This is a genomic window from Aneurinibacillus thermoaerophilus (assembly GCF_019603355.1).
Classification (GTDB): domain Bacteria; phylum Bacillota; class Bacilli; order Aneurinibacillales; family Aneurinibacillaceae; genus Aneurinibacillus; species Aneurinibacillus thermoaerophilus.
The window spans coordinates 814,052-836,396 of record NZ_CP080764.1 but is presented as its reverse complement, the minus strand read 5'-3'; the positions used below and the strand labels follow the sequence as shown (position 1 = coordinate 836,396).

25 protein-coding genes and 1 pseudogene are annotated in these 22,345 nt (G+C 46.9%); 6 read left to right on the top strand and 20 right to left on the bottom strand.

Annotated elements, in window-relative coordinates; all coding sequences use genetic code 11:
- Window positions 1-30: 30 nt before the first annotated feature.
- From K3F53_RS04555 to K3F53_RS04545, 3 genes are all read right to left on the bottom strand, one after another.
- A complete protein-coding gene (locus K3F53_RS04555) occupies window positions 31-1,503 on the bottom strand; it encodes an LCP family protein (RefSeq protein ID WP_139184888.1) in 1,473 nt (490 codons plus the stop codon).
- Between the two features lie 198 nt (window positions 1,504-1,701).
- Window positions 1,702-2,490, bottom strand: coding sequence for an alpha/beta hydrolase (locus K3F53_RS04550; protein WP_220559455.1), 789 nt, complete (start codon window positions 2,488-2,490; stop codon window positions 1,702-1,704).
- Window positions 2,491-2,725: 235 nt separating this feature from the next.
- The gene (locus K3F53_RS04545; RefSeq protein WP_057899633.1) at window positions 2,726-3,085 is read right to left on the bottom strand and encodes a hypothetical protein; all 360 of its coding nucleotides are present in this window, start codon (window positions 3,083-3,085) and stop codon (window positions 2,726-2,728) included.
- Between the two features lie 375 nt (window positions 3,086-3,460).
- On the opposite strand from K3F53_RS04545, the gene pckA reads away from it, so the two are divergent.
- Entirely contained in the window at window positions 3,461-5,041 is a 1,581-nt protein-coding gene (pckA, locus tag K3F53_RS04540) for a phosphoenolpyruvate carboxykinase (ATP) (protein WP_057899634.1), read from the top strand.
- A 145-nt stretch (window positions 5,042-5,186) separates the two neighbouring features.
- Here pckA and K3F53_RS04535 read toward each other — a convergent pair whose 3' ends face one another.
- The 6 genes from K3F53_RS04535 to K3F53_RS04510 form a co-directional block, all read right to left on the bottom strand.
- Window positions 5,187-6,149, bottom strand: coding sequence for an MBL fold metallo-hydrolase (locus K3F53_RS04535; protein ID WP_057899635.1), 963 nt, complete (start codon window positions 6,147-6,149; stop codon window positions 5,187-5,189).
- A gap of 76 nt (window positions 6,150-6,225) precedes the next feature.
- On the bottom strand, window positions 6,226-6,831 hold the full coding sequence (locus tag K3F53_RS04530; protein WP_220559446.1) for a YdcF family protein: 606 nt from the start codon (window positions 6,829-6,831) through the stop codon (window positions 6,226-6,228).
- Between the two features lie 27 nt (window positions 6,832-6,858).
- A complete protein-coding gene (locus K3F53_RS04525) occupies window positions 6,859-7,137 on the bottom strand; it encodes a DUF1294 domain-containing protein (protein ID WP_057899637.1) in 279 nt (92 codons plus the stop codon).
- 160 nt (window positions 7,138-7,297) lie between these two features.
- Complete coding sequence (locus tag K3F53_RS04520) at window positions 7,298-8,008, bottom strand: LutC/YkgG family protein (protein ID WP_057899638.1); 711 nt, start codon at window positions 8,006-8,008, stop codon at window positions 7,298-7,300.
- Window positions 7,998-9,419 (bottom strand): LutB/LldF family L-lactate oxidation iron-sulfur protein, encoded by a 1,422-nt coding sequence (locus tag K3F53_RS04515; protein ID WP_091259818.1) that lies wholly within the window; start codon window positions 9,417-9,419, stop codon window positions 7,998-8,000. The genes K3F53_RS04520 and K3F53_RS04515 overlap by 11 nt, the downstream gene beginning before the upstream one ends.
- On the bottom strand, window positions 9,416-10,144 hold the full coding sequence (locus tag K3F53_RS04510; protein ID WP_057899640.1) for a (Fe-S)-binding protein: 729 nt from the start codon (window positions 10,142-10,144) through the stop codon (window positions 9,416-9,418). The genes K3F53_RS04515 and K3F53_RS04510 overlap by 4 nt, the downstream gene beginning before the upstream one ends.
- A 297-nt stretch (window positions 10,145-10,441) precedes the next feature.
- On the opposite strand from K3F53_RS04510, the gene K3F53_RS04505 reads away from it, so the two are divergent.
- Window positions 10,442-10,603: a hypothetical protein gene (locus K3F53_RS04505; RefSeq protein WP_156424084.1), complete on the top strand. Its 162-nt coding sequence runs from the start codon at window positions 10,442-10,444 to the stop codon at window positions 10,601-10,603.
- Here K3F53_RS04505 and K3F53_RS04500 read toward each other — a convergent pair.
- A complete protein-coding gene (locus K3F53_RS04500; RefSeq protein WP_220559438.1) occupies window positions 10,578-10,814 on the bottom strand; it encodes a hotdog family protein in 237 nt (78 codons plus the stop codon). The two genes, K3F53_RS04505 and K3F53_RS04500, sit on opposite strands and share 26 nt — an antisense overlap.
- Window positions 10,815-10,973: 159 nt before the next feature.
- On the opposite strand from K3F53_RS04500, the gene K3F53_RS04495 reads away from it, so the two are divergent.
- The 3 genes from K3F53_RS04495 to K3F53_RS04485 all read left to right on the top strand — a co-directional run bounded on the left by K3F53_RS04495 (window position 10,974) and on the right by K3F53_RS04485 (window position 11,998).
- Window positions 10,974-11,315 carry a thioredoxin family protein gene (locus K3F53_RS04495; RefSeq protein ID WP_220559436.1) on the top strand — a complete coding sequence of 114 codons (342 nt, stop codon included), beginning with the start codon at window positions 10,974-10,976 and terminating at the stop codon, window positions 11,313-11,315.
- Between the two features lie 73 nt (window positions 11,316-11,388).
- The gene (locus tag K3F53_RS04490) at window positions 11,389-11,544 is read left to right on the top strand and encodes a YycC family protein (RefSeq protein ID WP_082706085.1); all 156 of its coding nucleotides are present in this window, start codon (window positions 11,389-11,391) and stop codon (window positions 11,542-11,544) included.
- On the top strand, window positions 11,534-11,998 hold the full coding sequence (locus K3F53_RS04485; protein ID WP_057899643.1) for a GNAT family N-acetyltransferase: 465 nt from the start codon (window positions 11,534-11,536) through the stop codon (window positions 11,996-11,998). The genes K3F53_RS04490 and K3F53_RS04485 overlap by 11 nt, the downstream gene beginning before the upstream one ends.
- A 62-nt stretch (window positions 11,999-12,060) precedes the next feature.
- Here K3F53_RS04485 and K3F53_RS04480 read toward each other — a convergent pair whose 3' ends face one another.
- From K3F53_RS04480 to K3F53_RS04455, 6 genes and pseudogenes are all read right to left on the bottom strand, one after another.
- The gene (locus K3F53_RS04480; protein ID WP_220559428.1) at window positions 12,061-13,077 is read right to left on the bottom strand and encodes a diol dehydratase reactivase ATPase-like domain-containing protein; all 1,017 of its coding nucleotides are present in this window, start codon (window positions 13,075-13,077) and stop codon (window positions 12,061-12,063) included.
- Window positions 13,078-13,079: 2 nt separating this feature from the next.
- The gene (locus K3F53_RS04475; protein ID WP_220559418.1) at window positions 13,080-13,502 is read right to left on the bottom strand and encodes a diol dehydratase small subunit; all 423 of its coding nucleotides are present in this window, start codon (window positions 13,500-13,502) and stop codon (window positions 13,080-13,082) included.
- On the bottom strand, window positions 13,502-14,092 hold the full coding sequence (locus K3F53_RS04470) for a propanediol/glycerol family dehydratase medium subunit (RefSeq protein WP_220559409.1): 591 nt from the start codon (window positions 14,090-14,092) through the stop codon (window positions 13,502-13,504). The genes K3F53_RS04475 and K3F53_RS04470 overlap by 1 nt, the downstream gene beginning before the upstream one ends.
- 12 nt (window positions 14,093-14,104) lie before the next feature.
- Window positions 14,105-15,776 (bottom strand): annotated as a pseudogene (locus tag K3F53_RS04465) (propanediol/glycerol family dehydratase large subunit).
- Between the two features lie 106 nt (window positions 15,777-15,882).
- The gene (locus tag K3F53_RS19315; protein WP_246615684.1) at window positions 15,883-16,617 is read right to left on the bottom strand and encodes a PocR ligand-binding domain-containing protein; all 735 of its coding nucleotides are present in this window, start codon (window positions 16,615-16,617) and stop codon (window positions 15,883-15,885) included.
- A gap of 10 nt (window positions 16,618-16,627) precedes the next feature.
- Complete coding sequence (locus K3F53_RS04455; RefSeq protein ID WP_057899648.1) at window positions 16,628-16,813, bottom strand: hypothetical protein; 186 nt, start codon at window positions 16,811-16,813, stop codon at window positions 16,628-16,630.
- A gap of 87 nt (window positions 16,814-16,900) precedes the next feature.
- Between K3F53_RS04455 and K3F53_RS04450 the strand changes: the two genes are divergently transcribed.
- Window positions 16,901-18,046: a YycC family protein gene (locus tag K3F53_RS04450; protein WP_343211543.1), complete on the top strand. Its 1,146-nt coding sequence runs from the start codon at window positions 16,901-16,903 to the stop codon at window positions 18,044-18,046.
- A gap of 183 nt (window positions 18,047-18,229) precedes the next feature.
- On the opposite strand, the gene K3F53_RS04445 is transcribed toward K3F53_RS04450, so the two are convergent.
- From K3F53_RS04445 to K3F53_RS04430, 4 genes are all read right to left on the bottom strand, one after another.
- The gene (locus K3F53_RS04445; RefSeq protein WP_057899649.1) at window positions 18,230-18,859 is read right to left on the bottom strand and encodes a fumarylacetoacetate hydrolase family protein; all 630 of its coding nucleotides are present in this window, start codon (window positions 18,857-18,859) and stop codon (window positions 18,230-18,232) included.
- A gap of 65 nt (window positions 18,860-18,924) precedes the next feature.
- The gene (locus K3F53_RS04440; protein ID WP_057899650.1) at window positions 18,925-19,710 is read right to left on the bottom strand and encodes an SDR family oxidoreductase; all 786 of its coding nucleotides are present in this window, start codon (window positions 19,708-19,710) and stop codon (window positions 18,925-18,927) included.
- A gap of 48 nt (window positions 19,711-19,758) precedes the next feature.
- Entirely contained in the window at window positions 19,759-20,583 is an 825-nt protein-coding gene (locus K3F53_RS04435; RefSeq protein ID WP_057899651.1) for a M55 family metallopeptidase, read from the bottom strand.
- Window positions 20,584-20,754: 171 nt separating this feature from the next.
- Window positions 20,755-22,323 (bottom strand): fatty acid--CoA ligase, encoded by a 1,569-nt coding sequence (locus tag K3F53_RS04430; protein WP_057899652.1) that lies wholly within the window; start codon window positions 22,321-22,323, stop codon window positions 20,755-20,757.
- Window positions 22,324-22,345 lie beyond the last annotated feature (22 nt).

Genomic DNA, 22,345 nt, shown 5'->3' with positions numbered 1-22,345 from the left:
AGAGAGCCAAGTTTGGCTCTCTTTTTTCGCTTACTTTTCATCCTTATTTCCCTCAACCTTTGGAACACGAGGCTCCTCAGGAGCCTCCGGCGGAGTCGGGGCCTCCGGTGCATCCGGACGCTCGTTTTTAGAATGAGAAGATACGTTTTCACTTACCGACTTTTCCCGGTCTAACCGATTACTCTCTTTGTTATGTTCACTGTCATTATCGGATGATTTTTTCTTGCGTTCAGAAGATTTGCTGTGCTTATCCTCTTCCTCGCTCGATTTTGTCTTTCTTGTTTGCTTCTTGGGCTCCTCTTCTTTCCAGGCTTCGCCTCGCTTCGAATGGGCTGGCTTTTTTTCTCCTTCTGCAGCGGTTTTCTTTATCTCTTCTTCACCAAGCGTTTTTTTAGAACGAGTTCTTCCGCCAGCCGGTGAATCATTATAGCTGGTTACCGTAGAAGGATCAATACCCATGGACAATTGCAGCGCAACCCGGTTTTTGTCCAACGTTTCCTGCGGGATAATTGTGCGACTTGTTTTAGCATCCCAATCAACGCCCGTATTCTCAAGCTTTACAATGCTGGAGGCGTCAAGTTTGCCGAATGTCATAGCAAGTGCCTTCATTTGCTCAAGGGAAAGGTCGGTCTTTACATTTTCTCCAACCGCATCCAACACTTTAAAGAAATTCGCGATACCTGAAAACGACTTCATCTTTTCCATTGCCGCCTGGATAACAGCCACCTGTCGATCATTTCGCTCATAATCGGTTGAATAATATTTCAGGCCGCGATCATCGTGGCGATGACGTACAAAGTCAAGCGCCTGCTTCCCATTTAATGTTTGCAATCCGGGATTTAAATCAATGCTCGTCCCGTCCGTCGGGTCGTGATATACAAGCCTGCGATCCACATTGACCTCAATGCCACCAAGCGCGTCAATCCCTTTTCTAAATCCTTCGAAGTCGATAAGCACATAATTATTAACCGGAATACCATAGATACTCTCAAGCGTTTTTTTTACCAGTGAAACCCCGGTCTCTTCTGGCTCTTCCTTTTTTTGTTCCGCTTCTTCACGCATCATCTCGCCACGCTTATATACGAAGTTAATCTTATGATCAAGCGTTTCTCCCGGAATAACAACCCGTGTATCACGCGGAATAGAAAGCATTGTGATTTTCTTCGTTTCCGGATTCAGCGTCATCAAAATCATAACATCTGTCAGACCGCCTCCGTACTCCTCATTTTCTCCGCGTGAGTCTTTGCCGAGCAGCACAATTGACATCGGCTTATCCGCTTCATAAATCGTTTCTGCTTTGGCCACACCAGCCTCTTTCGTCGACAGCTCGGCTTTATCCTGAATATTATGTATAAAGCTTTGAAACTTCAAATACGCGGCGGTCGCCGAGCCGCCCATAATAAATAATATAATAGTAAAAATAGTCAACCACTTTCGCTTCCGTTTCGCTTTGCGAGCTTTTTCTTTGCTTTTACTCGCTTTGCGAGATAGTTCCTGCGACATATAGGAATCTCGCACCTCCAGCTTTCTCCTGAACTAGTAGTCTATTTTTTGACGCTTTGGCAAAAAGAAAAGTTTCTTTTTTTGCCTATAGCTAAAACAACGATAATAAAGTTTAGTAAATTATGCAAGTCCTTTCTTCGCAATATTTTTTCTGTCATCGTTCCTCTCTACTATATTGAACACTCCCACTACTTACGCCTACGCTATAATTTTCATCCATTCAAGCATAGCCGCTACCACTTCTTCTCTCTCTGGTTCATTGAAAATCTCATGGTAACACTCCGGCCACTCTATGTATTTCTTTGCATCAACAGGCAACTTTCTTACCCACTCCCTCGTAGCGGAAGGACGAACAATCTGATCGGCCCCTGCCTGCATCACAAGCGTAGGAATATTAGGATACGCGTCTATTTCTTCATGAGCAAGCCGAACCGCTTTTTTCAGTTCTTTATACCAGCGTACGCTCACTTTCATCGTGATGAACGGATCATTTACGTATTTCATCGTTACAGCTTCATCCCGACTAATCGCTTCCGCTTTAATTCCTGTGGAAAGCCGAACGCCGGGCGCTACCTTATTTAAAAGCGAAGCAAAACGTTCCAAAACCGGGGGAATCTTACGTGCAATTCCAAGGCAAGGAGAAGAAAGAACGAGCCCATCCACATCCGGCCTTCTGTCTTCTACATACCTCACTACAATAAGCCCTCCCATGCTGTGTCCGAGCAAAAACACAGGACGCTTTCTGTCATGAGCCGCTGCAAGCCAATCATCAACAGCCGCCAAATATTCGTCAAAGGTGTCAATGTGACCCCTGCGTCCCTCTGAACGGCCTAATCCCGGTAAATCCCCGCCAAATACTGAATAGCCAGCTTCATTTAATTTTTTCGCCACCCAATGGTAACGTCCAAAATATTCTCCTGCACCGTGGATAATCACAACGCTGCCTCTTTCTTCTTCGACAGGCCAAGCCTCATGATAAACCTTCATCCGTTTTTATCCTCCACCGTCTTTCCATTATCATTCTACGGACGAGGAAGCCAACTCCTCACTCTATGTTAGAAAAACTCCCGGGCGTTGCCTCTCGCCCTTTTTCCTCCGAAAAGCCAAATGACAGCTTTATATCATTGCAGGTAAACCTTTCACAAATTTTTCCTCTCCAACAATTGGTAAATAAAAAACCTCTCCACTGCGGGAGAGGTTTTGATATATCTGTCACTTACAGTTATCCTGCATGATTGGAACGGTATGCCGTCGCTAAATAATCAGCCACCTCCGCCAATTTGCTTTCCGCAGCCCAGGAGATGGAGAGCGGAATATCATCAATCCCTCCATTGTGCATAGCCGAAGACGAACTTACAGCAATATACGGTTCACCAAAACGGGCAATACGTTCGGAACTGGTTCCTTCTTCTTTAAAAGGAATCTCCAGCGCGTATATTTTATTGGTCGAGGCATCCCGCATATGAATCCGAAACACCGGCTCTTCCTTGCTTCCCTTGCGCTGGAACCCCTGTTTTGTTAAAATTTCTTCCACCAGACTCAACGGCTTCGAAACACCTGACAGTTCCTTATTTCTCAGCACTCTTCCATCCTCCTTCTTGTTATACACTTACAAGAAATAGGGCTACAAATCATGCGAGAAGTTAACTTCGTGGTGGCATTGCAACGAATATTTAATTGTAAAGTTATCTTATCATAAAAAAAAGCGGATGAAAAATGAAACATCCGGTCATTTTTTGTAATATTTCATCGAATTTAGAACATTTCTTCTGAATGACCGCTTTATCTTAACATTTCTTTAATATTCCTTTTAAAAACCAGCAACTTTTTAGGAATTTTTCGCGGAAAGGTTGCACAATGGAGGAAAGCATACTATTATTAAGACATACTAATAACTGTATAAGTGACATACTAATCTTTCGATAATAATGAAAGAATGCAGGAAAGGATAGGGAAAATGGAAACACAAACAAACAAAGAGTTGAAGGATATTCTCAACGGAGAGAATGTACATTTTAATTTATCCGTAGCACAGCTTGTTGAAATGGCTGTTCTACGCAAACGCAGCCAACTGACCTCCACAGGTGCGCTCACTGCTAAAACCGGAAAATATACAGGTCGTTCCCCGAAAGACAAATTTATTGTAGACGAACCTTCCGTACATGATAAAATCGCATGGGGTACCGTAAATCAGCCAATTTCCGAAGAAAAGTTCGATAAACTATACCAAGACGTTATCAACTACCTGTACGGAAAAGAATTGCTCGTCTTTGACGGTTTCGCCGGCGCCGATAAACGCTACCGTCTGCCAATCCGCGTGGTAAACGAATTTGCATGGCATAACCTGTTCGCGCACCAGCTCTTTATTCGTCCGACGGAAGAAGAGCTGAAAACTCACACACCTGAATTCACAGTAATCAGCGCCCCAACATTTGAAGCTGATCCAAAAATTCATGGCACAAACTCTGAAACGTTCATCATTATTAACTTTGCGAAAAAAATCGTACTTATCGGCGGCACGCGTTACGCAGGCGAAATGAAGAAATCCATCTTCTCCGTTATGAACTACCTGTTACCGCAAAAAGGCGTGCTTTCTATGCACTGCTCTGCCAATATGGGAAAAGACGGGGATGTGGCGCTATTCTTTGGTCTTTCCGGTACAGGCAAAACGACGCTGTCCGCTGATCCGGATCGTAAACTAATCGGGGATGACGAACATGGCTGGTCAGATGACGGCGTATTCAACATCGAAGGCGGCTGCTACGCAAAATGCATTAACCTATCCGCTGAAAAAGAACCTGAAATTTTCAATGCAATTAAATTCGGTTCTGTACTTGAAAATGTTGTAATCAATGAAAAAACGCACGAAGCTGATTATAATGACAACAGCCTGACGGAAAATACACGTGCGGCTTATCCGCTGCATTATATTCCGAACGCTCTAATTCCGAGCGTGGCCGGGCATCCGAACGTTATTATCTTCCTGACTGCGGACGCGTTCGGCGTGCTGCCGCCCATCGCAAAATTAACAAAAGAACAGGCAATGTTCCATTTCTTGTCTGGCTACACTAGCAAGCTTGCTGGAACAGAACGCGGCGTAACCGAGCCGGAAGCGACGTTCTCTACCTGCTTTGGTGCCCCATTTCTTCCGCTCCCGCCTCGCGTATACGCAGAAATGCTGGGTGAAAAGATCGACAAGCATAAGGCGAAAGTATATCTTGTAAACACTGGTTGGTCCGGCGGACCGTACGGTGTCGGCAAACGCATGAATTTACCATATACCCGCGCGATGATAACCGCCGCGCTGAACGGTGAACTGGATAAAGAGGAATTCGTAAGCCATCCGGTATTCGGCGTTCTTATGCCGAAGAACTGCCCAGGCGTACCATCCGAAATTCTCAATCCTCGCAACACATGGACAGATAAAGAAGCATATGATGCGCAGGCAAAGAAACTTGCCGATCTGTTCATTAAAAACTTCGAGAAGTTCGCCGATATGCCGGAAAGCATCAAAAATGCCGCACCGAAAGCGGAATAAATTCTTTTATATGCTGACTAATATCCCGGGTCTTCCCGGGTTTTTTCTCTTTTTGTACATTCAGGCCAATGATTTACCAATCATATTTTTGCAAGCAAGTTAGAAGGAAAAACTCGCAGGCAGAGCCCGCGAGTTTTTCCTTTGCTTATCTCCTTTTATACACGTACGGAGTTGTATCGCGGCACAGCTCCAATTCCCCTTTTTCCTCCAGATACGAAAGGTGGGCGATGGTTTCACCAATAGCAAACCGTTGCTCATGCACGGTCAGAACACGGGAAAACAATTGTTGCGAAACCTGATAAGCCGTCATTTCACCCCGAACTTGTTCCAGCACGAAGGCCAGCCGTTCTTCATGATGGCGCAATAATTCTTCAATTCTTTCCTGCGCATCCGTAAATACAGGACCGTGCCCCGGCACCACAAGTGAAATCTCCAATGTCTTGATTTTTTCAAGCGAGGCAAGATAGGTGCGTAGCGGATTCGGGTCTCCATAGCCATGGTAAGATATATTAGGCGTAATTTTCTTCAGCAGATGATCACCTGCCAGCAATACTTTTTCTTCTTTGTTATAAAAACACATATGTCCTTCCGCATGGCCGGGCGTATGAATCGCTTCATATGTAAGCTCTCCAATACGGTATGTATCGCCCTCATGAATGATTTGTGTTTGTTCAGGAAACGGGCGAACTAATCCGTAAAACGCATCGTCATTTTCTCTGAGCTTACGAACCAACTCCTCCGGCATTCCGGCGGCAAGATAAAATTGTTCATTGCGTTCAAAATTTTCTTCGGTCCAGACGTAAAGCCCCCGGTCTTGAGCAGTTTCGCTTATGTAAACGTCGGCGCCTGTCCATTTCTGCAAGCCGCCTGCGTACCCAAAATGATCCGGATGATAATGCGTAAGAATAATCCTTCCCACATCTTCAGGCGCGATTCCGTATTCACGAAACGCTGCCTGCCACGTCCGCTTCGTTTCTTCACGGTTCAATCCCGTATCGATAACCGTCCATTTATTCTCAACACGTGCAAGGTAGCAATGTACATGATTTAGACGGAACGGCAGCGGTACGGTAACCTGATGAATGCCGTATTGCTTTAGTTGCTCCATACTATCTTCCTTTCACGCTGGATTACGTACTCATTTCCATCTTACCAAATTATTCGCACCAGAAAGCATAAGAAAGCTAGTATTTAATCCAATATACAACCAGGCGCGCCCATTCCGTTAAAATTTCCTGCGTGCTTTCATGGTCTTGCCACCAGTTGTCCAGCCACACCTTTTCCAATGAATAAGAGGCAACACTATTCACTTCGATCCCACTGTCCATAAACACCTTCCGGAAAATAAATATGGAGCGACGTGTATGCCAGTTGTCCGTTACCAGTGTAATGCGCTTATGATGCAGCGTTTTCCCTTTCAGCAATTCCCGCGTATACAATGCGTTCTCGTACGTGCTGCGCGATTTCTGTTCAAGAATAATGTCTTCATTCGGAACACCCAGTTGCTTAAGCAGCGCCACCATCTCTTTGCTCTCGGTTGTGCGCCAGGAAATTTGCGCGCCGGACGATACGATAATTTTGGGTGCAAGCCCGGCTTTATATAATTCAGCCGCTTTACGCGTGCGCTGGCCATCCCTCTCTCCGCCAAGCAGAATGATATAATCGCTTTTTTGCTTTTTGTCAGGATATACAAGATAGTGTGCCATTCCATTTAAAATCGGTTTGTATAATAAAAAAATAGCAAGCAAAAAAAATACGCACGCACCAAATACGATTCTTTTTTTCTTCATGAAAATTCTCTTCATCATGTCCAAAGTTTACCTCTCATTCATCAAGAACCATACGAGTAGTATTTCCAGCAACAAAATAGTGGGAATCCCGGCAACGAACCGCCAATGCTTCGTCTTATGCCTGAATGTGTACATTCCCGCCAAACAACCAACCGCTCCGCCGAGCAGCGCCGCAAGAAACAGCGTTTTTTCTTTAATCCGCCACAAACCGCGCCGGGCCCTCCGCTTGTCAGCCCCCATCAAAATAAACCCTGCTACATTTATCACCACAGCGTAGCCAATTAGCCATGTCATTTCTTGATCCATCTTTTCTCCTTTCTCTCAGCTCGCGCATTAAGCGAAAGAAAACATCGTCTTTATTCCGCGAGCCAACAAAGAAAAAAGCGGCCCGCGTGCCGCTTCTATCTCATTTTTATTCTATTATTTTTGTTTCATCTTTAAAAGAGAAATAAGCTTTTCGTCCCCTTTATTCGTAGATATTTTCTTGCTCTTGCAACAGTATGACATAAACCTTGCCAGGCCCGTGTACACCAAACGCAAGATCTGCCTCAATATCCCCTGTCCGGCTCGGTCCCGTAATAAAATTAATGCAAGCCGGCAATCCTTCTGACATCTTCCCACGTACATACGCCATCGCTTCGGTAAGACGCGGAATGATCGTATTTTCGGAAAGCACAGCGACAAACACAGGCGGAAGCAAGCTTACCAAGCGACCGCGTCCGCCGCCATTCCAGAGCATAACTGTTCCTGTTTCCGACAATCCCAGTTCGGCGTATGCAATCCCCATATCAACCCCTGCTGCACAATGGCGGAGTTCCTGTTCATCTAACAAAACATCCCAAACTTGATGCGCAATCCCGCGCTGTGTCAGCCAATCGTCGAGTCCAATCTTCTGTAACCGTTCATCATTCCAATAAACGACAGAACGTGCCGCAGAATCTTCAACAATACGCTCCAACGCCTTCCCGAGCTCCCCGCGCGAAGCCCGTAGCACTTCAGTGTGCAATGCCCGCAGGTTTTCGATAAACTGCTTGATTAACGTTTCCTGGTTCAACCCTGCATGCAAATGCACATACGGTTTCACCATCCAATCAGGCGGCATCACTCCACTGCGCCGTGGACGTCCAAGGCGGTTAGCGATCCGTGCCAAAAATTCTTCCCGCTGCTTAATTGTCACGTCCTCGTCCCTCCTTCTCTTGCTTCCACCATTCACGAAACGATTGCTTGGCCGGGCGCGGCAAATCGCGTATGCTTGTCCAACCAGCAAGCAGGCCAGGTCCCTTTTCGATGACACCTTCTTTCGCAAGCCAACCGGTGGCTACGTGCCCCGTACGTACCGCTTTGTCGTACAGGGAAGGATGAGAGGTTAAATAGCCGAACACTTTAAATGCAAACTTCTCCTGCCAAGAGACATGTCCCTGTTCCACTTCATCTTTCCTGTGCTCAATCAGCAAATCATGAAGCGGAATTTTGACCGGACAAACTTCGGTACAGGCGCCGCACAAGCTCGATGAATACGGCAACTCTTTCCATTCTTCGTACCCTTCGAAAAGCGGTGTCAACACAGCTCCGATCGGTCCGCTGTATACGCCGCCGTACGCATGGCCGCCGATATGACGGTATACCGGACATACATTTAAACAAGCTCCACAGCGAATGCATTTCAGCACCTCTTGATAAGCCGTGCCAAGAATGTCGGAGCGCCCATTGTCCAGCACAATCAAGTGAAACTCCTCTGGCCCGTCAATATCTCCACGACGCCGCGGTCCGCTCATTACCGTCATGTATACGCTGATTTTTTGTCCGGTCGCGCTGCGTGTCAGCATCGAAACCACAATGTCGAGTTCGCTCCAAGTCGGGACAAGCCGCTCCATGCCCATAATGGCGATATGAACCTTCGGCAGTGTCGTCGTCAGACGCGCATTGCCTTCATTACTGATTAACACAATTGAGCCTGATTCTGCTACAGCGAAATTACAGCCAGAAATGCCAATGTCCGCTTCCAGAAACTCGCGTCTCAATTCTTCGCGCGCGAACTGGCACAACACTTCCGTCTCATCCGAAAGCGCACGTCCCGCCACTTCTGAAAACAGCTCCGCTACTTGCGCCCTCGTTTTATGAATAGCGGGCGCGATCAAATGGGAGGGCGTCTCTTTGGCCAGCTGGATAATATATTCGCCCAAGTCGGATTCAATGACGCGCAACCCTTGTGCTTCCAAGTGCTTGTTTAAGTGAATCTCTTCCGAAACCATGGATTTTGATTTCACAACGGAACGTGCGTTTTTTTCTTGCGCGATGCGAAGTACGTGATTTACCGCATCCGCCGCCGTAGAAGCAAAATGAACATACCCCCCGTTCTTCTCTACGTTCAGCGCCAGCTGTTCCAAATAGCTATCTAAATTTTCAAGCGTATGGGCCCGTATTTGTGCCGCTAAATCGCGCCATTCTTCTATATTCCCCAGCTCGTCCGCCGCCTGAAATCGACCAGCGCGCAGCCTATCCTGCGTAAACGGCACCGCTTTGCGCAGCTGTTCATCACCAAGCGCTTTTTCTACACGCCCAAAAAACGTGATCGGTTGCCCGCTCATTTCGTTCCTCCTCTCGCCAGCACTTCGGCTACATGCATCACTTGTATCTCTTTTCCACTCCGGCGCAGCCGTCCGCCAATGTTCATTAAGCACCCCATATCTGAGCCAATAAGGACGTTCGCTCCCGTCTCTTCGATATGCTTAATTTTTTCATCTACCATCGCTTCTGAAATCGCGCTCATTTTCGCTGCAAACGTTCCCCCGAAGCCACAACAATCCTGACAATAGGGCAACTCTTCCATTCTGAGACCCTCCACCTGCGACAGCAGCGCCGCTGGTTCTTGCTTAAGCCCAAGGCCGCGGCTCATATGACAGGAGTGATGATATGTCGCAGTCGTCCGCAAATGGGCGTCAACTTTATCCACTTTTAACACATGAACAAGAAATTCGGAGAACTCATATGTTTTCTCGGCTACCGCTTTAGCACGCTTATACCAGAGCGCATTGTCTTTTAACAACTCAGGATAATAATGGCGAATCATCGCCACACAGGAACCTGAAGGGGCAACCACATATTCGCTGTCTCCGAACACTTCCACCATGTGTTTCGCCGCTTTGCGAGCGTCTTTATGGTAACCGCTATTGTACGCGGGCTGGCCGCAACACGTTTGCGCCTGCGAAAAATCGACTTCTACTCCATACCGTTCTAATACTTCTACCACACTCTGTCCAACATGTGGAAAAAACACATCTGAAAGACAGGTGATAAACAAAGAAACTTTCATTTCCTCTCCCCTCTCTGCCGTTTTATTTTTTGTATTTTTTTATTTTACAGAATAGAAAAACCACTGCCAATAAATATCCACGATATAGAAATTTCTTTGGAATTAAAAAATTTTATCTCATATATATATATAAGAATAATACGGGCCAATCTTCTTCTTTGCGAAAAGCCATGAAAATTCAAAAAAAGACAGGTTTGTCAATAGATTGGAATATTTTTTAACAAAATCTTTACATTAAATTAATGAAATGTTAATATGTTAATTACAAAACCAATCCAAACGAGGAGGTTGTATGTCATGAAACTTGTACAAATCCGTACAACAAAAGGTTACGATAAAATTCTGCCGCAACACGGCATGGTGATTAAAGAAACGGAGAACGACGTCTACCTCCTGTTTCCGGATGGACGATGCAAAGTCTCGCGTGAAGAGTTCAATAAATTTTGTTCGGATATTTAAAAGGAATGAATAAAAAACGAGGCGGTTCGTAATCATGCATAAGATCGCCTCGTTCTTTTCTTTTGATTTTCCTCCTATCGCTTGTGTCGCTTGATGATTTCAACACCCGAAAACTTCCCGTCGCCATCGCCAGCAACGTTCCGCTTTCCGCTTCCACCCGTGCTTCCGTCGTAATTGTGCGCCTGGTACAATATACCATTCTTCCGCACATGTACACTTTTCCTTATTGCCACCAAAAAATCAAGAACCTTATCGCACATCTGTAGGCAGGAGTTTTTTTCTTTTACCGAAACACACATAATATATGCTCTTTGGCAAAACAGAATGTCGAAACATTAGGAAATATATATCCTGTAAGGAGGCTTTAATAGTGGGCATAAACTTGAAAGAAAAGTTCAACACAGGATTGACTCCGGCTCAATTTATGGAAGGAATGACAAAAAACAAGGAAGTGTTCCATGATTGGTACCACCGCTTTACGTGGCCGAAAGGAGAAAAGGCGTTTTTCACATCTCTGCGCCAAAAGAGTGACTGGCGTTGTTTGATCCTTGCAGCCGATTGGTGCGGCGACGTAGTACGCAACGCGCCCGATTACGAAGAAAAAATCAAAGAAGCGCGCGCAAAAATGCGTGCGGAGTATGGTGAAGGCACGAAATACCAGGAGACGATTGTCCGTGAGCTGCGCGAGGTTCTCTCCTCCCTGTCATGTTAACCGGGAACGACCTTAGCGTCGTTCTTTTTTTGTCTGCTATAATGGTATGATATAAAAAGAGGAGGCTTATACTATGAGACCAAACCCTATTTCACTTGAAACAGCTAAAATGCTATCTGAAAAGCTAAATATACCGATTGAGCAGATTATGCATATGCCCCAGCACATTCTGCTCCAAAAAATAACCGAACTGGCCAAACAAGAAAAAACGGAGAAAAATGAAGATTAGAAGATTTGAACCACAGGACGCAGAACAAATTCGGCAGTTGTTCTACGATACGGTTCATACGATTAACGCCAGAGACTATTCAAAAGAACAGGTAGACGCTTGGGCTCCGGAAGCACTGGCTGCCGATAAGTGGGGACAAATGCTTGCGTATAATATCTCATACGTAGCCGAACAAGATAGCGTTATTATTGGCTTCGGCGACTTGGCGCGCAACGGCTATATCAATTGCCTGTATGCGCACAAAGACTTTCAGCGCAAAGGCGTAGGCTCCGGCTTGTTAGCTCAGCTTGAAACCGAAGCCAGAGCGCTCGGTCTTACGGAAGTATTTGCAGAAGCGAGCATTACAGCCCGTCCGTTCTTTTTAGCACAGGGCTATCAGTGCGTACAAAGCCAAAATAAAGAACACAACGGTTCGGTTTTTTTGAATTATGTTATGAAAAAGCGGTTATTGTAGTAAGACAAGCTCGCAGGCAATGACCGCGAGCTTGTTTTTTTCATTTTTTACATAATGAAAAGTTATGCCTTAACCTGCGTTGCCATCTTCTCAAACGCTTTGACCGCGGCCTGCGCCACTTTCTGCACCGGAACCCGCTCCGTCTTGACCATGGACGCAATGGCCACACCGCTTTCCATAGAAAGTTCTCCTGCTATCGCCCCGCTAACTGATACCGGAATCATCGCATCGACCGCCAGCAAATCGCCAATGGTTATCGCGTCAAACGGTTGTCCGGTTGCATCGGCCAGATTCTGGCGTAATCCGTTGAGCATCCCCCCTACGTTGGTACCAGCTTCTCCAACCGCATCCAGCAACTGCCCCGCTCTCTCCATTCCCTGCATAATTATGTCAGCTCCGTCGTTTATCGATACTTCTACCTTGTTTCTTTGACCGTGGAAAGTGATGCGACCAGCTTCCACTTTCCGCTCTATCACTTCCCCCTGCGGTGTGCGGATAACAACCGCGGACCTATTACCGACAAGCGCCCGGGCAATTGGGGCGATCCGTTTCGTCTCCTCCGGCGTTAACCCGAAAACGGTTGCCAGACCATACGGGTTGCTAAGCGTGCGAATCACATGTCCAGGCAATGCTACCTCTACAGCCGCCCATTCGTAGTCAGTTCCCTCAGGAATAACTACAATATAATCCTGACCGTCACATGTATCAGGAAGTTCATCGAGTTGCACGGTCGTCCCGATTCCTAATCCGGTGCCGCCGGGTGTATCTGGATTGTGACCGATCATAGATGATTCGGTAATGACCGTTTCGCTTATCACATCCATCGCCAAATCGCCGATAACCGGAACCGCATCATTCAGATAGAGCGCAGCAATTTCCGAAAAGGATACGCCCGCCATTCCCGCAGCCTCCTTTAGTGCCTGCCGAATTCCAAGGACATTATCCACCGTTCCTTTAACCCCGGTTGTTTTGACCAAATACTGAGAAAGAAACTCGACTCGTCCGTTTCCTACACAGGCAAGCGCTACTTCTGTCGAGGAATTTCCGATATCTACACCAGCAATAATTCGGGAATCCACCGTTACTCCTCACTTTGCCTTAGCAAATTCCGCTTTTCATACACTTTGGCGGCCTCGCGTATAAGCGCAGCGTTTTCTCTGGCACCGTATTGCTTCTCCAGTTCTTCAGCGATGACAAGAAGCTCCTCTTTGGTTGAGCGTCGCGGGCGCAATGCATGATAAATTTCAAGAATTCTCGTATCAGAGATACCGATAAGTTCGGCTGCACGGCGGAAATTTTTCGCCTGTTGCGTTTTGCCCAGACTGTCGCAAATTTGTGCGTGCATTTGCAGGGTTTCTGAACTGATCCGCAAATCTTCAGCCTGTACTTCCCCACGAATCGCCGCATCCAGCGTCAACTCGCGATACTGTTTTCCAGTTGGTGTTCGCAATAAATCCGGCTTTTTTAAACCGAGCGGATAATGTTCCCTAGTAAGTGCCTCCATTACATTCCCCCCTGCTCCCTTATTGTGAATTCAACGTCCAACTCAACTGGCTTCATGTCCGGAATAAGCGACTGGCATTCTTTGAGATAAAGAATGGCAGCTACCGCCTGATATTTCGGACGGGCCATTTGATCGTTTACAACCGGCACTGGAATTGGGCTTTCACCGAGCGCGTACATCGCAGCATTACGCCCGATGGCCCGATACGTTTCCAACGTAATGAGCGGGGATTGGGGAAACAGTTCCAGATTGCTAAGCGGGTCCAAATCTCGTTGATGGATCACGGTCGTCCCCCTCGACTGAATGCCGATGCCAATACCGGAACCGCTAAGCTTAGCTGCCTGATGCGCCATAAATGCCAAATCCGCTGTTGAAAGACTGCGGATAACACGTGCTTTTACACCCTGCTCTTCAATACCGGCGAGAACTTCTCGCAACACGCTCGCGTGATCCACTTGAACGATCGTCTTATTTATCGCCGCACCGAAGGCCGGGCCGACGGCAACCACTACTTCATGCTTATCGTCACCTTTTTTTGCCGTTCCTTTTTCCTTCCAGTTTATTTTGAACGCAACAGCAGTAGATGGCATACCCTCTCCTCCTTAGTCAAAGTCCTGCGGGCTGATAGCTTGGCGGATATTTTTTATTTCCTCCCATCTTTCCGGACTGAGGCGATATCCCGTACCCGGACCTCCGTAATCGTTTTCATCATTTACCGCGCTAATGACGACATTGTTTTTATTAATGATAGCCGACGTGTGCAAATAATCTCCGGCGACCCGCTGTTTCAGCATAGCAAACACACGCTCGGCAATTTCTCCGTATCCACGTTTTGCAAGCGCTAATGCCACATCCAATCCTGTAATCCCTTCAGTTAAAATCCGTTCTGCTGCTTTTAAATCTTCTACCACGTTCCGTGGCGGCATGTTTTCGCTGCTGCTGGCGTACGCCGCGCATTCCACTTCTTCGTCCGTAATGACGGGGAAGCCCAGTTCATCAAACACTGCCTGGAGCGCCTTGGCCGCTTCATACCGGATTTGAATCACGCTTTCTTCGTCTACCGGCCTGAGGCCTCCGTCCACCATCATATCGCGCTGCAATACTAAATAATCGTCCATATCGGTGATATCCATATTCGATCCCGCAAACATATTGTCACTGTTCGGTACAGCGCTGTAGCCGGAAAAAATAAAGTCTGTTCCCGGCAACATTTGACAAAGCATTTTAGCGCTACGGCGTATTGCCGAATGGGAAAACGTCTGATCATTTCCAGATGCTACTTCTAAACCGAATATCATGGCCGCTAAATTTTCAGCCAGTACGGCTCTAAGGCCGCTCGGCACGGCTGCCGGTACGCCGATGCAGCTGATCGATCCGTTCTGTAATCCTTGGACTCCTGCGCCTTTGGCCATCATGATGCAGCGCACTTCCAGATAAAGCATTGACTTTCCTTCCGCGCCTGCCATCTGTACCTCTGATCCTGTGCCTGACGTAAAGCGCATTTTTGCTCCTCTGGATGCGTATGCGGAAGCAAGAAATGACTTCGACCACGGCGTATCATCCCCGTCAACGAATACGGACTCGGTACCGTAGATCGAAATCGTTTCCGCGTAAGAAGTCAGCCCCAGCATAGCAAGCCGCAATTCAGTCGCTTCTTCCAGCGCATCCTGCGTTAAAATACCGCCGCGCGCAGTCTGGGAACCCACAAGAAGCGCCAAGGCGTTAAACGGTGCGTAGCGCACAATGCCTACGGTCGTTTCTTGTTCATCAAATCCCCTAAGCCCCGCCTCCGCGGCATCAGCGGCCATAAGAACCGGATTGTCCCTCACATTGGTAACATGACATTGGTTGGAAGGAGTTTTCCGGGCCCGCATTTTCTGAAGCGCCATCATCATTTCAACCACGTTCATATAATTAAGAACTTCAACGACTTTCGCCGGGGTCATGCCCTCCGCCAGTTTAACAATCTCTGCGCGCGGAACATGAATGTCCACGAGCATACGCGCGATATCCAGCCCGTCCATCTCCATGACTTTTTCGGTTATCTTCGCGTTTATCGCATAATCGGCGATAAAACGATCCAGCTCTCGACTTTCCGTCCAACTCAACGATCTTTCCATTCTCCACTTTCACGGAAGGATTCGGATCGTTCGGGCTCGACATAGCCACAAACCCCATTTCCGGCCATTCCGTGACAAACCCATCCTGATTAATCGGTTGCCGTTCAAGCATCAAAAAGCGCTGAGAGCGCTTTGTCAACTGTGAAACCTGCATCATTTCACCTCTTCTCCTCTTAATCCTTCTCTTTCAAGAATAATTATAATTTTCAATCTATTTTTTTGTATCTGTATTCAAATAACCTTTATTAGCACTTTCTTTACTAGAAAAGCGAGTTTTGGAATTGATAAGGAGGCAAAACTGTTATCGTTCGCTGCCATTTCCGATATTCAGTCGGTGCTATCCCTTCACGTTTACGGAATATACGCGAAAAATAATTCGAATCCGGAAAACCGCATTGTTCACCGAATTGACATTGAAGTCTGCGATGAATATTATAAATCCCAATCCCGGTAGTATGTCCGACGGCATGACGCTGGATGGTGGACAACATATCTTCCAACCGGATGTCTGGCATCCCTTTTCCATTATCCTCTACCTCAAATAAAATCTTGTCTTCCTCATACCGGCCCAATACACGAACCATCATCGCCTTCCCTTCCGGAAGCTCGCTGATATTTTGATAAACATTTTGCAATTGTTCTTCCTCATGCCCTGCCATCAACACCTGTCCACATAGTACGGCACCAAGATATTTCTCATTATGAATAATAGGTGCCGCCAAATCTACCAACCCTGAATGGCAACGATGAATGACCGGTCTTCCTTTTTTTGCCACGAGAATTCCTACCCGCTCATCCGACAGAATACAGCGGCGCAAACCCTCCGGGCAGGAACGGATATAGGAGCAAAAAGAGGTAAAATTGCTCGGCCTAGTAATCGGATTTCCTTGCTCATCACCAATAATCACCGCAAAGCCGGTAGCGTCCGCAAAACGGTCTTGAACTTCCTGCAACACTTCCACATCCACAATGTCACGAAGTGTTAGAGCGCCCATCGTATCCTCCTTATTCGCTCTTTTTTTCTTGTTTCATTCGTTCCGAAACAATTTCTTTCGGATTCCAGCAGTTAAATTGGTAGACAGGCCGGGTCTCATAGCCGAGCCGTGCGCATCGATACGATGTTTTCTGTCCCGGTTGCTTTACCACTTGAAAATGACGGCATGTAGCACAGCAATGATATTTTCTTTCCATGCAGTTCCTCCGTTTGCTTATCATGATAAATCTAACACGCAGAAAAAAAGCTCACAAGTGCAATAAGCATCTTCATCTCCATATAATATTTATAGAACTATAAAACCAAATCCTGTCTCCCTAGGAACCGCAAAAAGGCTGTCTGAAGAATTAAATGTGCCTATCGAGCAAGTTACGCATACGCCCCAACATATTCTGTTGCAAAGATTAACGGAACTGGCTCGAAAAAAAGAAGCAAAGGAAATTGGCCACTACATTGCTCCTTTGGGTAAAAAATCACTTATTCTCGGTGGACAACAAGGAATTGAAGCGATAAAGCAAAACATTACGACAAGCTTAAATTCTCACGGCATAAGCTATCACATTGAACCATTTAAAGGGGAATGCTCCAACAATGAAATTAACCGAATGAAAAAAATCGGACAAGCCCAAGCGGTTGATATTATTATCGGCGTGGGCGGTGGGAAGGCGATCGATACGGCTAAAGCAGTAAGCTTTAAATTAAATTGTCCTGTCGCTATCGTACCAATCATCGCTTCCACTGATGCACCATGCAGCGCCCTCTCCGTTATTTACAATGACGAGGGCGTATTCGAACAGTATCTTGTGCTTCCGCGAAATCCGGATTTGGTTTTACTTGATACAAAAGTAATCGCCCATTCGCCGGTTCGTCAACTGGTAGCTGGAATGGGCGACGCACTATCCACATATTTTGAAGCGGCCGCTTGCGCCCGTGCCCGGGCCAGGAACATAGCGGGCGGCACCATGACGCAGGCAGCGCTGGCTATCGCTAAGCTGTGCTATGAAATTTTGTTACGTGACGGCTATCAAGCGAAAATTGCCTGCGAGCAAAACGTGGTAACGGAAGCATTGAACAATATTGTAGAAGCAAATACGCTTCTAAGCGGTCTTGGCTTCGAAAGCGCAGGGCTCGCCGCGTGCCATGCCATTCACAACGGATTAACCATACTCGAAGAAAAACATCCATACTGCCACGGAGAAAAAGTTGCGTTCGGCACGATTATTCAGCTTGTCCTAGAGAACCGTAGCATGAAGGAACTTGAGGAAGTTATTGTGTTCTGCCGTTCTGTTGGACTGCCGACCACGCTTGCCGATATCGGCTTGGGCAATGCAACCCCAGAACAAATCCGGAGTGCTGCTGACGCTCTTAGTCGTACGTACAGGCAAAGCGAAGAAGATGCGTTCCTCCAATCATCTTCTATTATGCTATGAACAAAAAAACTAATTTCTGACTAGATTTTTCAAAATGTTATCCTCCTTCCTTCCAGCACTTCTGTGCGACGTGATCCGAAAAAAGGGCTGCTGATCCTATCCTTGGCGTGACGTACCGCCCGTAAAGCAAAGCCACCGTCAGTCGATGGCTATACGGTGGCTTCTTTTGTTGCTTTGCTCTTCTTATTTTTGCAATTGAACAGTGAACGTGCCCCAGACCTCTTCACCCCAGCGCAGTTCCAGCTTATCGCCGTCCGCCACGGCACCGACACCCTCCGGTGTACCCGTATAAATAATATCACCTTCACCCAGGCCGAAATGTTCGTCTGTAAATTCAATAATGGTCTGCATATCAAATAACATATTGCTTATATTGCCACACTGTACCTGCTCCCCATTTTTAAATAGCGAAAAGTCTGTGCCACGACATGCTTCTACACCGGGAAATGGACGAAAAGACGTAAGTACGGCCGAATTCGGAAAACCTTTAGCTTTCAGCCAGGGATGGCTCTTTTCCTTTAGTTCATTCTGCACGTCACGCAACGTAAAATCAATACCAAGCGCCATCTTGTTCACGACATCTTCCACTTTCATTCCGGGTTCAAAAGGGCGAGCAATATAGAGCACAAGCTCTGTTTCATAATGCACTTCACCACGGTTGCCCGGCAACGTAATCGTTTGCCCGTTCGCCTCTACAAGCGCATGGGTCGGTTTGGAAAAAAGAAAAGGGGAAGTCGGCACCGCATTCCCCAGTTCTTCTGCATGCAGCCGATAGTTTCTTCCCACACAAAAAATATTTCGTATTTCGTTCATCAGAATCCTTCTTTCTATAAATATATCAGTCCAATAACTATTGTTTCAGCGGTTTGAACTCTGGTTTATATCGACTTCACCATTCCACCGTCCACAAGCAACGTGCTTCCAGTAATATATGTACTTGCGTCTGATACAAGGAAAGTAACCACTTTTGCAAACTCTTCCGGTTCCCCATACCGCTTAAGCGGGATGTCCTGCTTCGCTTTTTCTTCCACTTCTTCCTTGGAAATCCCTTGCTTCTGCGCGTTCATCTCGTCCAGATGCGCTACGCGGTCAGTTGCAATACGACCTGGCGCCACCGTGTTAATAAGGATATTATAGGGTGCTAACTCTACGGACAGTGTCTTGGCAAGCCCGACAATACCGAGACGGAACGTGTTGGAAAGAATAAGGCCTGGAATCGGCTGTTTAACGGAAGAAGAGGCAATATTGATAATGCGTCCGCCACCCTGCTTCATATCAGGTAATACTTCGCGAATAAGGCGGATGTAGCTTAACAGGTTCAACTGAAACGCTTGTTGCCACTGTTCGTCGTCCAGTTGTTCAAACGTGCCGCCCGGCGGGCCGCCCGCGTTGTTGATAAGGATGTCAATCTTGCCAAGCTTCTCACGTGTCGCCTGCACGAGCGATTTAATATCTTCATATTTCGTAATATCGGCACAGTGATAGGCTACTTTGCCCATCCCATACTGTTCAAGCTCCTGCTTTACTTGCTGAAGCTTTTCTTCGTTACGGCTCGTAATCATAACATGCGCACCTTCTTTTACGAGCTGTTCGGCAATCGCCCGGCCAAGGCCCTGGCTTGATGCTACAACGAGCGCTACTTTTCCGTTTAGTTTTAAATCCATGTTATATCCCCCTTCATTTTCCTTTCTTGTAGTCTGATACAATAAACATCAGCAAAATTTCGCCTTCATCGCTAATTCCGTCATGACAATCATCGCTTTATACGCCTCAAGAATATCTTGCGCCTTATAGCGAACGAGCGGCGCTTCCCCGTCCAGTTCCGTTCCCGGCAATAGATGTGCCCATTCCGCCTGCCCGTAGTTCGCAAACTCAATCGTTAATACCGGATTTTCCGGCGGTGTAAGCGGGGCGACGTTTTCTCTGCTTTCAATCGCCAGTTTCGTTTTCTCGCGCAGCAACCAGCCTGCTTTCTCCGGTGTCAGGCACAGCGCGGATGTACGGGACATTTGTTTTTTCACCACCGCAGTGGTAATGCCAGGGATGAGCGCTTCCGCTTCTTCTGCCACACCGTCATCGCCCGCTACCATCAAAAGCGGTACGCCATAGTGGCCGGCCACATACGCGTTGAAACCGAGTTCACCTACAGGCGCGTCATTAATATACATATTTCTCACACCGAAAATCATCGTATGGCTCAATACACCTTTCCTGCCAGCGCGCGAATGGTAGCCGAGAAATATCGCGCCCGTATATGTATCATCCAGCCCCTGCACCATAGAGAACGGTTTCACATCTCCAGAGATCAATTGTGCTTCCGGATGCAGTCGTTCGATTAATAAATTGTTCATCTTGGAGTGGCTATCATTGACAATAATCTCTTTAAACCCCTGCTGAAACGCGGTTTCAATCACGTGGTTTACCTCATCTGTCATCAATTTTTGACCACGCGCGTAGTTGAGTCCTGTTGAATCAACAAACGTTTGATCCACCAGTCCAGTAATTCCTTCCATATCAACGGAAATATACAGTTTCAAGCTTCCACCCCATCTCCATTTTTCCTTAAGTATAAATATTCGATATGAGCTTGATATTTCCTTTCTCTACTGTGTAGCCACGCATAAAACCCCGTAACGTTATCATTTATTTTCTTACTTATACGTACGCTAAAAAATCCCTCCCTGCAATGAGCAGTGAGGGATTCTCGGTTACACATGAACCGCTTGCTTTTCGAGAAGGAATTTTTGTATTTTGCCGCTGGCCGTTTTCGGAAGCTCGTCGACAAAGCAGTAAGCGCGTGGACGTTTGTATTTCGCCAGTCGCTCTCCTTCCACAAGAAACGTATCCAGCTCTTCCGCAGTCACATTGCTTTCCTTGCTGCGGACAATGTAGGCAAACACAATTTGTCCCCACTTCGGATCCGGTTTGCCCACCACGGCCACTTCGCGTACGCCCGGATGTTCCAGCAATTGATCCTCCACTTCGCGCGGATAAATATTTTCTGCACCGGAAATAATCATATGATCTATGCGATCACGAATCCAAATGTAGCCGTCTTCATCGTACTCGCCCATATCGCCCGTATGATACCAGCCGTAAGCCAGCGCTTTTTCCGTCGCTTCGGGGCGGTTGTAGTAACCTTCCATCATGCACGGACCTTTGACAAGAATTTCGCCGATTTCGCCTGGCTCGCAAATGTTATCTGGATGCGTTGGCGTGCCGTCCGGATTGACGCGACAAATACGCAACTCATGCGTCAAACTTGCCTTTCCAGCAGAGCCGGCTTTTTTTAATTGTTCGTCTGCGTACAGCACAGACATACACGGGCCCATTTCGGTTGTACCGTAAATCTGGATTAAGTCCGCGCCTACTTTCTCCTCAAACTCGCGGATAAGGACAGGAGCCATGGACGCTCCGCCGTATTCGAGCAGACGCAATGATGATAAATCGTACGCTTCAAAATCGTCGGCATACAGCAACATATTGACCATTGTTGGTGCCGCGAACATATGCGTGACTTTTTCTTTTTCGATCGTGTACAGCACACGGGAAGCGTCAAAATGGTGCAAAAGCACATTAGTCGCTCCCACCTGCACACGCGGCAGGAAAGAAGTATGCAATTCCGCCGTATGGTTGAGCGGCGCGGCGGCAAGACCAATGTCATCCTTTGTTAGGCCCATGCATTGCATCATCATAAAATTATGATGAATTTTGCTGCGATGCGTGTGAAGTACGCCTTTCGGGCGTCCGGTAGTACCGCTTGTGTACATCATAATGCAATAATCGGTTTCCGATACCTCCACTTCCGGACGGGAAACATCTTCTGCTTCAAGCAGTTCGTAAAATCCAAGCGCTCCTTCTGTCAACGGTTCATCCACATATATATAATGTTCGACCGGATTCCCAAGCTCACGCGCTTTCTCCACCACGTCTGAGCCCTGTCTTTCATATAACAATACTTTTGCTTTTCCATCCTGTAGGATATATTGCAATTCATGTGCAGCTAGCCGATAGTTAATCGGATTAAAAATGGCGCCGATTTTTGCCGTCGCAAACAATGTAACCACAAACTCGCTCGTATTATATAAGAAGGAAGAAACAACGTCACCCTTTTGGACACCCAGGCGCTTAAGCGCCCGGGCAAATTGGTTTACTTTTTGATTCAATTCTGTATATGTCCAGCGGTGATGCTTCGTTTCGTATTCATAAATTAAGCTAATTTTATCCGGAAAATTACGGACTGACCATTCAAGAACATCTCCGATTGTTGTGCTCATCGTTTTCTTCCCCCCTATGTGC